General features: G+C 57.4%; 10 protein-coding genes. 4 read left to right on the plus strand and 6 right to left on the minus strand.

What is annotated here, in order from left to right; translation table 11 throughout:
- Nucleotides 1–5: 5 nt before the first annotated feature.
- Together G6L01_RS26330 and G6L01_RS26335 are read right to left on the minus strand one after the other, a co-directional pair.
- Nucleotides 6–692, minus strand: coding sequence for an ABC transporter permease (locus G6L01_RS26330; RefSeq protein ID WP_174096624.1), 687 nt, complete (start codon nt 690–692; stop codon nt 6–8).
- Nucleotides 693–754: 62 nt separating this feature from the next.
- Nucleotides 755–1,336 (minus strand): recombinase family protein, encoded by a 582-nt coding sequence (locus G6L01_RS26335; protein ID WP_060716698.1) that lies wholly within the window; start codon nt 1,334–1,336, stop codon nt 755–757.
- A 137-nt stretch (nt 1,337–1,473) separates the two neighbouring features.
- Between G6L01_RS26335 and G6L01_RS26340 the strand changes: the two genes are divergently transcribed.
- From G6L01_RS26340 to G6L01_RS26350, 3 genes are read left to right on the plus strand one after another with little or no spacing between them, the layout of a single operon-like run.
- Nucleotides 1,474–4,440, plus strand: coding sequence for a Tn3 family transposase (locus G6L01_RS26340; RefSeq protein WP_070167330.1), 2,967 nt, complete (start codon nt 1,474–1,476; stop codon nt 4,438–4,440).
- A gap of 57 nt (nt 4,441–4,497) precedes the next feature.
- The gene (locus G6L01_RS26345; RefSeq protein ID WP_174096420.1) at nt 4,498–5,112 is read left to right on the plus strand and encodes a hypothetical protein; all 615 of its coding nucleotides are present in this window, start codon (nt 4,498–4,500) and stop codon (nt 5,110–5,112) included.
- A 9-nt stretch (nt 5,113–5,121) separates the two neighbouring features.
- Nucleotides 5,122–6,201: a hypothetical protein gene (locus G6L01_RS26350; protein ID WP_345799437.1), complete on the plus strand. Its 1,080-nt coding sequence runs from the start codon at nt 5,122–5,124 to the stop codon at nt 6,199–6,201.
- Nucleotides 6,202–6,313: 112 nt separating this feature from the next.
- Here the strand turns inward: G6L01_RS26350 and G6L01_RS26355 are convergent, their stop codons facing one another.
- From G6L01_RS26355 to G6L01_RS26370, 4 genes are all read right to left on the minus strand, one after another.
- Nucleotides 6,314–7,396, minus strand: coding sequence for a Shedu immune nuclease family protein (locus G6L01_RS26355; RefSeq protein WP_174096422.1), 1,083 nt, complete (start codon nt 7,394–7,396; stop codon nt 6,314–6,316).
- A gap of 77 nt (nt 7,397–7,473) precedes the next feature.
- Complete coding sequence (locus tag G6L01_RS26360) at nt 7,474–7,710, minus strand: hypothetical protein (RefSeq protein ID WP_174000592.1); 237 nt, start codon at nt 7,708–7,710, stop codon at nt 7,474–7,476.
- 47 nt (nt 7,711–7,757) lie between these two features.
- Nucleotides 7,758–10,259, minus strand: a complete 2,502-nt coding sequence (locus G6L01_RS26365) for a S8 family peptidase (protein ID WP_174096423.1) — start codon at nt 10,257–10,259, stop codon at nt 7,758–7,760.
- Nucleotides 10,252–11,454, minus strand: a complete 1,203-nt coding sequence (locus G6L01_RS26370; protein ID WP_174096424.1) for an AAA family ATPase — start codon at nt 11,452–11,454, stop codon at nt 10,252–10,254. The genes G6L01_RS26365 and G6L01_RS26370 overlap by 8 nt, the downstream gene beginning before the upstream one ends.
- Nucleotides 11,455–11,629: 175 nt before the next feature.
- Here G6L01_RS26370 and G6L01_RS26375 point away from each other — a divergent pair, with 175 nt between their 5' ends.
- Nucleotides 11,630–13,615 carry an ATP-dependent nuclease gene (locus tag G6L01_RS26375; RefSeq protein WP_174096425.1) on the plus strand — a complete coding sequence of 662 codons (1,986 nt, stop codon included), beginning with the start codon at nt 11,630–11,632 and terminating at the stop codon, nt 13,613–13,615.
- Nucleotide 13,616: the final 1 nt, after the last annotated feature.

Here is a 13,616-nt window from a genome sequence, read left to right on the forward strand (position 1 = left end):
ATTTCCTATCGGCTCAGACCACGGCTTGCTCGCCGCTCAAGCAGCGTCAAAACCACCAAAGATACTGAGGTGAACAGCAGATAGAGGCAGGCGGCAACCAGATAGAACCTGAGAGGATCGTGGGTCACTCCAGCCGCGACACCAGTCTTGCGCATGAGATCCTCCAGCCCGACCACGGAAATGAGAGCCGTGTCCTTGAGCAAGGTGAGCCAGAGATTGCCAAGACCCGGCAAGGCGTAGCGCCACATCTGCGGCAGGACGATCAAATGCCAGAGAGCAAAGCGAGACAGACCAAGGGCGCAAGCGGCCTCAATTTGTCCCCGTGGCACTGCCAGGATTGCGGCCCTGAAGACTTCAGTCGCATAGGCACCGAACACGATGGTCAGGGCAAACACGCCGGCTGCAAACGCATTGACCTCGACATAGCGCCCGAACATCGCCGTCAGGGCAACAGTTCCCCCGAAATACAAGATGAGAATGATCAGGAGTTCAGGAATGCCCCTGATGATTGTCGTGTAGGCTTGCGCCAGACGACGAAGCAGCGGCAAGCGGCTGCACTTTGCTGCTGCCCCGGACAGGCCGACAAAGATCCCCACAGGGAGGGTTGTTAATGCTGTCTGAAGCGTCGTGACGGCACCTGCCGCGATTTGCGCTCCAAACCCTTGCAGGCCAAGCTCTTGCAGAGATATCATCGGATGGGCTTCACGACACGAAAGTGGCGAATCTGTCCGACTTTTAAGAACGTATCCGGAACTCAGGTTGGTTTGACCGTGGATGTCGTTGCTTTTTCGGCCTTGAGAGCTTCGTAGAGGGCGGTTTTCCCGATTTTCACGCGGGCCGCGGCTTCCCGGACGTTCAAACCGGCCGCCAGATGCTGGCGGGCTTTGGCAAGTTTGTCCGGGGTTACGACGACTTGTCGGCCACCGCGTCGGCCGCGTTCCTCTGCGGCTTGCAGACCGGCACGTGTTCGTTCCCGGATCAGATCGCGCTCGAACTGTGCCAGCGCGCCGAACAGGTGGAAGACCAGGCGACCGCCGGATGTCGTGGTGTCGATGTTTTCGGTGATGGATCGGAAGCCGACGCCTTTGGCCTCCAGTTCGGTGATGATCTCGATGAGGTGCTTCATCAACCGGCCGAGGCGGTCGAGCTTCCAGACTGTGAGCGTGTCGCCGTCGCGAACGTAGCGGATCGCCTCCGCCAATCCGAGTCGGTCAGTCTTCGTGCCGGATGCCTTATCCTCGAACAGCCTTTCACAACCTGCTTTGCGCAAAGCGTCGAGTTGCAGGGCGGTGTCCTGGTCGCCGGTGGAGACCCTTGCATAGCCGATAGCGGTCATGAGACGTGGTTTGTCCGATTTGCCGTTTCATGACAAGGTTTGCGGACAAGAACTGTGGATGCCGCGAAACGTTCGTTTGTCGGACACGCATTTTCCGTTTCGCTGCACTCTCCGCGGCGAAACGGGAAGATCAGAGAATGGTGCGAAGAGCATTACTGAGCGAGGCATGGTGGCAACAGGCGACGATCATCCCGGATAACGAAAGGGAGATCGCCAAACATTACACGCTGGATCGATCGGATCTCGACCTGATCATGCGACAGAACAAGGCCTCGAACAGACTGGGCCTCGCCTGTGTTCTGGCCACGCTACGATACCCTGGCCGACCGCTTGCGGATGGCGAGGTCCTGCCGGCTGGCGTCTTACGATTTCTGGCGCGGCAGATCGGCGTCGATCACCATGAGATCGAACGTTATTTCGAGCGCCCACAGACGCGGCGCGAGCATCTGGCCCTGCTTTTCGACAGAATGCAGATGCGTCCGTTTGTGCCTTCGGACGTGCGGGCACTCACAGGCTGGCTGACACCTGCCGCACAAACCCTGCGCCACGCCGATGTATTGGCGGATATGGTCGTGGAAGAACTGCGACGCAGGAGAATTCTCTTGCCAGCGCGGCCAGCGCTCGAAGCCATCATTCATGTGGCGATCAGGCGCGGCATTCGTATTGCTCATCGGGCCTTGGCCGGCGGGATCTCAGAAGGCCAAAAGCTCGATCTGGACAAGCTTCTCGATCCGCGTGAGGGGACAAGCGTGACTATTCTTGCCTGGGCGAGAACGCCAGCATTGTCGCCAGCCGCCGTCAACCTCGACAGAATTGCCGAGCGCATTCGCTTTCTCCGGTCTCTGAACCTGCCGACGACGTTGATGGATCGCATTCCGGCCAAGGTCTTTGACGAATTTGCTGCAGAGGGGACGCGAATGAGCGCGCAGCATCTGCGCGACCTTAACACCGAACGCCGACATGCTGTCCTGGCTGCAACAGTGCTCCACCTTTCCCGCCATCTCACCGATTGCGCGATCGACATGTTCAAGAAACTCATGGGCATCCTGACGCGGCGAGCCAATAACCAGGCGGCTGCTCGCGTCACCCGATCCGTTCGGGAAGTGCAGACGCCGTTGAAGGACGTTTCAAAAGTCTGCCATGCGATCATCAAGGCCAGAGAGAAGGGTGAGGACATGGCCAAAGCGCTTGATCTGGTCATCCAATGGCCAGCTTTTACAACCAGTGTCCAGGCGGTCGATACGCTGATCGCGCCGGATGTTATCGACGGTAAAATCGAAATGCTCCAGCGCTATCCGACGATCAGGAAACTGGCGCCACAGTTTCTCTCCACTCTCGTGTTCCGCGGTCACGCAGTGGCGGCGAACCTCTTGCGGGCGCTATCCGTGGTCGCGGGTCTATATCGTACGGGCAAAAGGACCATACCCGACAAGGCACCGATCTCCTTTGCGCCGAAGGGCTGGATGCCTCTCATACTCAAAGATGGAAAGATTGATCGCAGGGCTTATGAGCTTTGCCTGTTCAGCGAATTGAAGCGCCGGCTCGATGCGGGCGATGTCTGGGTGGAAGGAGCCAAACGCTTCCAGTCTTTCGAAAGCTTTCTCATTCCCACGCCGACATTCGAGCTGATGCGTGAGGAAGGACCGCTTCCAATCGCCGTTGATACCGATGTCGAGACGTATCTTCGCCAACAGCGCCAGCTGCTGAACGATGGACTGGCTGACCTCTCGCGTCTGGCCGCAGCCGGCGAGCTCGACGATGTAGAACTGACCGGGGCGGGGTTTAGCGTCACGCCGCACAAGGCTATGTTTCCGGACATCGCCAAGTCGCTGAAGCTAAAGGTGGAAAGCCGTCTGCCTGCGATCCGCATCACTGACCTTTTGCTCGAGGTTGACGCCCGAACGGAATTTTCGAACGCCTTTACCCATTTGCGCAGCGGTCGGACGGCCGACAACAAGCTTGCGCTCCTCACCGCCATCCTGGCGGACGGGATCAATCTCGGTCTCACGAGAATGGCGGACGTTTCCCCCGGCATTACGATGCGCCAACTCGCCTGGGCGCACGACTGGCATATTCGCGAGGAAGGTTACACGGCCGCGCACGCCATTCTCGTCAACGCCCAGAGGCAATTGCCTCTGGCAAGCTTGTGGGGCGATGGAACAACGTCATCCTCCGATGGCCAGTATTTTCCGGCGGGCGGACACGCCGAGGCGATCGGCGACCTCAACGGCCGCTATGGTCCCAACCCCGGCGCCAAATTCTACCGGTTCACCTCTGACCAGTACGGCGCTTTCTACATCATCGCCATGAATGCCAATGCGAGCGAAGCCATCTATGTCCTCGATGGACTGCTCTATCATGGCAGCGATCTCGCCATCGGAACCCACTATGTCGATACCGGCGGGGTAAGCGATATGAGCTTCGCCCTTTGCCATCTCGTTGGTTTCCAGATTGTGCCTCGGCTGCGCGGTCTCAAGGATCGCAAGCTCTATCTTTTCCCGCGCGACGCGCCTCCCGAAAACCTGGCGCCGCTCGTTGGCGAGCACATCAACGTCGAGCGGATCAAGGCAAACTGGAACGACATCCTGCGGCTGGTCACGACGATCCGTTCCGGGCAGGTTCGGCCTTCGACCCTGTTGGCAAAGCTGTCCGCATTCCCACGCCAGAACGGACTGGCGTTGGCGCTACGCGATCTCGGTCGCATCAATCGGTCCATCTTTCTGCCCCAGTGGTGGCAGAACCCCGAAATGCGCAGGAACGCGACGGCCGGCCTCAACAAGAGCGAATCCCAGAACACCTTGGCCCGCGCACTGTTCTTCAATCGCCTCGGAGAATTGCGCGACCGGACTTTCGAGAGCCAGTTCTACCGAGCATCTGGACTGAACCTGCTAATCAACGCCATCGTCTACTGGAACACACTCTATCTTGAACCGGCGTTCGCCGAGCTCAACCGAGATGGCATTCCCACGCCGCTTGACATCATCAAACACATTACCCCACTCGGCTGGCAGCACATCAGTCTCACCGGCGATTACATCTGGACCCCAACAGACGGCGTTGATCTCAGGCCATTGCGGCGCGAAACATCTATCCTCGCAGCGTGATCACCATACGTTCTCAAAAGTCGGACAGATCCAACACTTTCGTGTCGTGACGCCTATATGGATGCCCCAGAGAAGGACGCGCTGCGCCAGAAAGTAAATCAGATTTTCGAGCTACACGATTGCCCTTGGCGAATGTCGGACAGTGAATTTTTCAAGCTTGATGCAGACTTCGTAGGGGCGAGGATCGCAGCGAGCGCGCACGATTCATTGGCGGCAAATCACTTCGCTGGCGCTGCCAACGAGTTCGCAAAAGCTCGCCAGTATCTAGGTACGGGCGACGTCAGAGAAGCGATCTTCTTTGCAGGCCACAGTTTCGAGAGCGTGATGACGGTGCTCACGAACCTCGAACATGCCAATGGTGATCGCCTTATCAAAGAGCTTGGGGCACAGGGTTTCCTCGATGACCTGCCCGAGTCTGTTCGCGGCGGCTTTATGGATCAGGTCCTCAAAGCTCTCCCCTTTTTGCGCAACAAGCTCGGCGGACACGGCCAGGGCAAAAGCGTTGTGGCCATTCCACCCGCCTACGGCGATCTCGCCATCCAAATCGCCGCGGCCTTCCAGAATTTTCTCATCACCAAGCATATGGAGCGATCGCCGCCGCCCCCGCCTCCACTTGCGCCTGAGCCCGTCAAGGGGAAGCAATTCTCTTTCGATGACGACAATCCGTTCTGACAGGAACATATGATGGAAAAGCATGTCCTGAAATATCGAGAACTGAGCAAGTATGGGACTCTTGCGCGCGAATTAGCCTTTACAGACATCACATTCAGCCCGTTAGGTTATGAGGCGTTGCGCACTGCCAAACTTCATCAGCAGATAGAGATTCCATTGAGCGGGCGCGGGGCAATCCTTAGCAGTGATGTCGCAGAGATTGACGCTGGGCAGACTGCGAAGTTCGGCGCGACTTTGGAAAGCCAATTCACATCGAAGGCGATCGGTCTCGTGAAGGGTGGCTGGCTTCCGTCGATGCTTGCTGCCATCGACGACACCATCGTACTTCCAGATCGTTGCGTGGTTGCGCAGCTCAGCGCAAGGCTGAAGGATGGCGTCACGAAGCCCGAGGCGGACAAAGACTTTATCGACCTTTTTGCCGATACCGTCATCCGCATCAATCCCATGCTGTTTGTCCTCGAAGGAGATGGCGGACAAAACGCCACGCCCGAGACGATCGGGAAACAGCTCGAAGAGGCGGTGACCAAGCTTCGGTCGGCACTGCCGAAGGCCGAAATGGTCGCGGCCGACGCGAAAGGACTACAAGGGGTGCTAGGGCTGATCCAGGACACGCAAGATGGCATCGCGCGCAGGCAAGACTTCCTCATCAGCCTCAATCCAAAACTCAAGTCGTCCGTTAGCCGAAAGAACGTGCAGTCTTGCTGGGATGAGGTTCTCATTGCGGCCGACCACTACGACATTCCAAAAGCATCTCTGGTCGTCCTCGCGGCTTTAAGCGCCGTCGTCATGCCGCAGGGTAGAAATCCGGCAAAAGGCTTGCTGAAGTTTGGCGAAGCATATGGGCCAAAGGACGCATACAATGGTCTCGCCGATATCCGCGCGCTCGAAATCCTGATCTATCTCTTTGGGCTCTTTCCCGACCAGCGCGTAATGCTTTGTACGGCTGATAAAGACATGGCCATGTTCTGGGTCGGGCTCCAGGCATCGAATTTTGCATTCAGCCATGGCCGCATGACCTACGATATAGCTCCCACCGACTTGCTTCCCGGTGTCGCCACCGAAAAATGGAGAGAGTGGCTTGGCTCCTAAGGCGATTTGCGACCACCGAGGTACAAGCGCAGATTCTTACGCTGCCCTCATCCCTCACCTTTCTGCCGAGGCGTGATCTCGTGCTAACCTCCCCGGCAGAAACTCCGTAGCGTCACTCTGCGACTGCTGCCCCGTGGCTGATGTTTTGGACGATAAACCGGGCTCGATAAAGAAGCTCGTCAAACGTCAGGATTTCGGGTGCGCGGACGTTGCGGCGGTACAGTTCGAAGCAGGCGATCTTGTCGTCGTTGCCCTGCAGTTCCGCTGAATTCCCGACGATGAGGTAACTTCGAGGTTCGATCGAATAAGCCGTCTCGCCAGTATCCGTACCCTCGCTATCTTTCAGAGCAATGCGGAAGCGCTTCCGGGCGAACTCGAACGTGGTCTTTTGCACCTGCGTGACGGCGTTCGAAACTTCAGCGGAGACGCCCCAACATCCTGGTCGGTAAGGATCCCCACGGCGTAGAAGGTCCGTCGTATCCTTCTTGATTTCCACAAAGACAAACTGGCTGACTTCGGCACGGGTCTTCATGAATGCGTCGGCAGTCTTGCCGCTGCGGTCGAATTCGTTTCCGGTGGTCCGAGCCGTCAAAGTATCCGATGCTCGATCGAGTGAGACGTAGTTAAGGCCATGCCCAAATATCCATTGGTTCGCTTCGAAGAAAGCTTGCCAATCCTTCTCCGGCGCCTCGGTACCCATGCGCTGCTCGAATTCCGCCAACGCCACCCGCTTCGCCGCAACGGCATAAATGTCTTGGTGCAGTTCCGGTGTTTCCGCAAGTTCACGGACCAATTCAGCCCCTTTCGAGCTGCCCAACAGCGCACCCAAGGCGCCGATATTCACGTTGTCGAGCGAGATACGCGCCTTGGTCGCGTCGCTTAAGTTCAGGTTCGATATGATCGACAAGAACTCTTTCATTTGTGCAAGTTGGAAATGGTTGACTTGGATGTGGCCATCCGATCGCCAACCATAGGTTTTGTGAAAGATCAGCTTGGTTATCTTAAACGTACCAAAGTCGCTCTTGTCCTGCACCCAAAACGCAGATACGGCAATTTTACATCGTGCGGTTACGTCAAACTCTCCGATTACTTCTTCGCCTGCACCGGCGATGGTCGCGTAAGTTCCGGCCTTACCTGGGTGGGTGTAGAGCCTGTCAGGGAGGTAATTTGCTAAATATTCAATTTCCTCAGACATGATCGCTAAGCCCCTATAGAGTCAGTGATGTCCCGGTTCCCAATCGGTTGAATAAGGCCAGTGGACACAGTCACGTTTTAATCTCTTTTGGCGCGGACAGCGACGATTAGAATTCGGCGGTCTGCCGCTAATCGCTCGGCCTTCTCGATCGCCTCGGCCATGCGCCAGTCAAATGGCCCCGACCCGCCAAGGTCCTTCTCGGCACTGTCGAAGAAATAACCTTTTTCTACCCCGACATGATCTCGATGGATGACCACCGTGACATGTCGCTCCGTCGGGTTCGGATCATTTGGCCCGAGATAAACAGTCGTCATGCTTTCTCCAGTCGTCAGAATTCAAAACATTCGGCGGAAGCTTTGTCTTACACGCGCGGTGTAATGCGCGCCGCGGTCCGAATATCAGCGATCTGCGTACCGATAGCCTGAAGGCTTTGACGCATGTCATTAAAGACAGGCTTTTCCGCTTCGGGATCGCTGATCGTTAAAATAGCCGTAAAGGGGACGCCGCCTTCTGGCATTACCTCTCCAGCGCGGGTGAGATACTCGACAAACAATCGCCAGTTGGAAGAAGGCCCAACCCCTTGTGGGAACGTCTTGGCGTGAACCTTCACCGGACTCCATTTCAGGTCGTGTTCGATCAGTTCCGCCTCAACCGCTGGAGATTCTCGTGAGGATGGAAGGTAAAGTGGTTCAAGCCGCCCCTTCCATCTGCCCTCTTCCTGTTCCTGCTGCAAAGTGGCATTGACGTTGACGCGGACAAACTCAGAGCCATAGCGCGCATCCAGCGGTGGAGTGGATACGAGCGTGAGCTTTGCCCGTCCTCTGCACTTACCGCCAGGTCCAACCAAAGACGCCGGCCATGGGAACCGGAAATTGATTTGCTGACCGTGCTGGATTCGTGAGGCGAAGACTAAGGTGATGGAATGATCGCCCGTTTCAAGAATGCGTTCGGCAGATGGCGGCATCCCGAATCCCACAAGGTGCCGAGCCAGCGGTGCGAGCATTTTCGCACGCAAGGGTGCCGGGATCTCCGCATGATGAACGAGCAGGCCAATGAGGGTCTCACGAGAAACCTCTCCTTCAATGGCGTGATCTAAGACTGCTGCTGTCTTGGCGACCAAAGGCGAGGCGTAGCTAGTGCCGCAACCGTCTACCACTGTTCCGTCAGGAAGGATGGAGAAAAGGCCGTGTCCCAGCGTCGGGTGTTGTGTGCCTGCGCCTCCGATGTGAGCAAGATCAGGTTTGCCGCCTGACCTGAGCCCAGGTCCTCGGCGGCTAAAACGGGCCGGTGCGAACGGCAGGCAACCGCTATGGCCTGGTGGATTTAGTGCCGCAACGGCAACGTTTCTTGCACTCTCCGCTGGCGTCAGAAGGCCATCGTTCCGTGCGAGGGCCAGGTTAGAAAGGGCTGTGGCCGCATCAGCCGGCCACTCCGAACGAAGGTCTTGCGGCTGGATGTTTCCGGCGGAAATGAACACAACGGCATTGTTCTCTTCAGCAATCTGGTCGAGCCGGATCGCATGAGGGCTGTAGCGATCGGGTGCCGCGGGCTGAAGGATATTAAGACTCATATTGAAAACACGCACACCATGCCGTGCCCGCGCGTCGGCGACTGCCGCATCCATCTCATCGAAGAATTGCGGAAGGCCTCCAGAATAGTATGATGCAAAGGCCCCGGCCTTCTGTTCATTAGGGAAGACGGCCACATCAACCAGCTCAGCCCCATCTGTCTCCGGGCAGGTCTCTGCGCCGTTGATACCGGCCCCTGCGACGGCGAGTCCGCCAATGAATGTGCCATGCGATAGATCCATGTCTTCGTCGGCCAGAACGTCCCATCGATCAATAACCCAGTCAGCCAGAGCCGAGCTTATGCCGCCATCGATGATGCCCATCCTCGGATGGGTCCTTCGACTATCGCGAACGGGCATGATAGCCTGAGTTGGTCGAACACGTCCCGGTACGGTGGGGCGCGCAGAGCGAACCACAATGCCGGGTAATTCGATCCGTCGCACCAAGGGATGCTTGTCAAGAAAAGCCAGCAACCGGCTGTGGTGTCGAGTATTCGGGTCAAACTGTGCAAGTTCACGGCGTTCCTTCGATGACACGCTCGTCAGCCGGAGGACGGCGCCTTCACCGGCCTGGTCTAGGCGCACGGAAAGCATAGGTAGTCGCTGGCGCCAGTTTGGCAGACGTTCAACAGATAAACTCTGTTCGAGGGCATTGAAGCCGGCAACGAAGGACTCGACCAGACGCCTGTGAGCAGAGTCGAGGCGATCCCATTCGGCGCGTGGCGGCAGGACGTCGAACAACTCGACTTGGTACCCGCTTCCGGTCATCGGATTGCTCAGCCATGCAACAGCCTCTTCGACCGAAAAATTGCGCTTGTCGGAAGCGCTATAGAGTTCGATTCGGTCGATTGCCCCCGTCTCGCTTTTCTGAGCAGACGGGTTAGGCACCTCTTTTCGCTTTTTTTCGTCGTAGCGCATCCTCGTTTGCGTTTCGGCTTTGGAGATTTCGGTTTTTACCTGCGCCAAGGCCGATGGGCGACCTTCGACAATCATCACACCGAGATCTCCGCCCCCGACTACGGGTACTCGATCACTGCGAAAGAGTGCCCCGACGGGTCGATGGCTCTTCGCCCAGGCATCTCGTTTAAGAATCACCTTGATGTAGCCGATCGGTCCCTGCGCTTGTGCGGAAAGGATCCCGGAGATAGTGTCAATCTGCTCGATCAGGGCTGCCTTGTGAGCGCTAAATTCCCGATCGCGGTGAGCAAAGAAATCTTTGCGTCCTCCTCCTCCTCCCGCCTCTCTGGCTTCCTCGTAATTGTCCGGATTGAGCACGATTTGGATCGGGCTAGCCATGACTTACACCCTCCGCTTTGCTCGCCTTTCGTCCAAGCTGGCGACTGACGGTCGATTTGTCGCGCCCTGCGATTTCGCCGATGTCGGCCATTGAGAACGCGAGGATGGGATCGTCGCGCATAGCCCGGAACAAGTTTGCCGGATCGTCAAACAATAGCGTTCGGCGTTCACTTTGAATACGGGCCGCGTTGAGCGTCGCAAATTGGCGCAGTGTATCCAACAGCCCGCGTCGTTCTTCCTCACGAACGGTGGTGGCTTTTTTGTAAGTACGCACGAGCGACTCGATCTCAGCTCCTGTGGATCCTTCGGTAAACCAAGCAATAAGGCGCAAATGGCTGTCGGGCGCGATCACCGGCGGCATGAACATTGCGGCGATCGCCTTCCTCACCTCAAAATCGGGTTTGGGGATTTCAAGCTGCACTTCGAAACGGCGCCAAACCGCCGGATCAAGGAGCTTTGAATGATTGGTTATGCCAATCGTCAATCCAATGTTTTGCCGAACGTCGAGATTCTGAAGAAGAGCATTCACCACACGCTTGATCTCGCCGACCTCTTGCGGATCATCACGTACCTTTGCGATTGCGTCGAACTCATCAAGGAGAAGGACACAACGGTAGCGATTGGCGAATGCAAAAAGATTGCCAATGTTACGAGCTGTCGTTCCTAGGAACGAAGAGACCAGACCATCAAGCTTCACGAGAACGACAGGGAGTTCCAATCTGCGGGCAATCCAAAGGGCAAGCCGCGTTTTGCCTGTGCCGGGCGCGCCGTAGATCAAGCATGTCTTTGAGGGCATGATGTCGACAGCGGCAAGCGCCTCAAAATCCGTCCACTCATCGACTATCGTTCCAACCGCCTGAGTCACGGTAGAGTTGAATAGCGGGGCCGCTCTTTCGACTTCTGCCGGGAAGATGATCTCAGCCAGGGCAGCGGAGGTTTCACGGTCAACCGGAACCGGCGTGTTGCGGCCCAACGTCTCCCCGGACAGGCTGGCCCGGGAGCGTTCAATTCGGCTCGGTGCCATTTCCTTGAGGCGCTCTGCAGTTGCAAGAATCCCAGCGAGTGAGGCTGCTTGCTTCTCCTCACCATCCTTGGCGAGAGCATCCTTTAGCCGCTCTATTTGCTTGCGCAGCGCTGGCGTTGGCTCGCTCATCGCTGCTCGACATAGCGCCTGAATGATTGAAAAGTACTCCATGCGATCCACCCATTGCCCGATGCTTCGTCTAAATTCTGAGGTGCATGTAACCAGATTTTTGATGCACGTCAATTATAATATGTTGCACAAAGTCAAGTCTTGGTGCATGTTTAGTCTTCCACGTTGCACGCCCGCGAAGCGCCTCCAATCGGAAGAGCTAATAAATAGGAAGCCAATGCGCATTGAATCCGCTACCTTATCCGGCTTCCGCTGTTTCGGTTCTAATCCGATCACGGTGCCCATTTCCTCGGAGATCACAGCTGTTGTTGGCCCGAACGCGGCGGGCAAAACCGCGCTACTTCATGCGCTTTCGAAACTGTTTGGCGTGTCGCGGGCGCAGCGCATCGTCCAGCGTTCGGATTTCCACCTCGGCGCAAACGACGATCCAGATGACCGTGAAGCCAAGGATCTGTTTATCGACGTGCTGATCGGTTTGCCCGAACTCGCCGATGGTACCGCGACGCCCGAGACGATCGCTCCCTCGTTCCGGCATATGCAGATCGAACGCGAGGGCAAATCGCCGGTGTGTCGCATGCGTCTTGAAGCGCGATGGGAAGATGACGGAACGGCCGAGGGCGAGGTGTCGCAGGAACTGTTCTGGATCGACACGCTCGATGACGATCCGGCTGAGGACAAGCGCCACCCAGTCTCAGCAGCGGATCGGGGCCTGATCCAGCTCTATTACACGCCAGCCAGCCGGGATGCGGCGGCCCAGATCAAGGCGACGACGGGCGCGCTTGCCGCCCGCCTGCTCCGTGCTATCGAATGGTCGTCTGGAACCGAGGAGGCGGTTCAGGAAGCCGCCCAGAACCTAGCCACCGCGTTTGAGGGCGAGTCGGCGATTGCCGCGATCGGCAAAGCCTTACAGGCGCGCTGGTCAGGCCTTCACGACGACGTTGTCGATACGACGCCGAGGCTCAGCCTAGTAAGCCGCCGGTTCGAGGACGTCGTCAACAAGATAGCTGTCATCTTCGAGCAGGGACCGGACGGGCAGGAGCGTGGCCTCGACGCTCTGAGCGACGGGCAGCAATCGCTTTTCTATTTCGCGCTGGCTGCGGCAGTTTTCGATCTGGAGCGCGAGGTTGTCGCTGGCACCGTCGAGGGTTTCCGCGACGACACTCTGCGGATTCCCGCGCTCACGCTCTTTGCGTTGGAAGAGCCTGAAAACCATCTCTCACCTTACTTCCTCGCGCGAATCATCCGGCAGGTCCGCTCGCTAACTGATGTCGGTGGCGCACAGGCCATCGTCACCAGCCATTCGCCGGCGGTGCTCAGCCGCGTCAATCCGCGCGAGGTCCGCTACTGCCGCTGCGACCCGAAGACACGAGTCTCGACGGTGAAGAAGATCAAGATTCCGCCAGGCATTGACGAAGCGTCCAAGTTCGTCCGTGGCGCGATGCTCGCCTATCCCGAGATCTACTTCGCTCGGTTCGTCTTACTCGTCGAGGGCGACTCGGAGCGGATCGTTCTGCCGCCTTTGGCAGATGCGCTCAATCTCCTCATCGATCCCGCGTTTGTCGCCATCGTGCCGTTGGGCGGGCGGCATGTGCAGCATTTCTGGCGGTTGCTAAAACATTTGGGCATTCCGCACGCAACGCTTCTTGATCTCGATCTGGGTCGAGACGGTGGGGGATTCGGGCGCGTAAAGACTGCGATCAACAAGCTTGTCGAATTCGGCGTGCCGAAGGCTGCGGTTTTGAAGATAGACAAGGGCATCTTACCCGATGCTGACCTTGCAGTGATGCACACATGGGAAAGCTCGGGTGAGCACGGCAATCTACTAGCGTGGATCAATGGCAATTTGAAGCCGCACGGCGTCTACTTCTCGGCACCTCTGGATCTTGATCTTGCTATGCTCGAAGCTTTCCCCGACGCCTACAAAGCGATCATCCCCAAGGGCGGCGGCCCGAAGATGGCTCCCGATAAGGCAGCGGAGGTGGTGCTCGGGACAGCGGGACCAGGGCTCACACTATACACTGGGCCATTCAAGGACTATCCAGCGCTTCTACCGGCCTATCGTTACCACTTCCTAACTAACAGTAAGCCTGCAACACATCTCGCGGCCATGGCGCACATCAAGAAAAAGGATCTCGCCGAAAATATGCCTCCGGTTTTGGCCGAGGTCCTCAAGCAAATCTCAAAGTCGTTGCGGAGGAATTAGT

The organism is Agrobacterium vitis (genome assembly GCF_013337045.2).
Taxonomy (GTDB): Bacteria; Pseudomonadota; Alphaproteobacteria; order Rhizobiales; family Rhizobiaceae; genus Allorhizobium; species Allorhizobium vitis_B.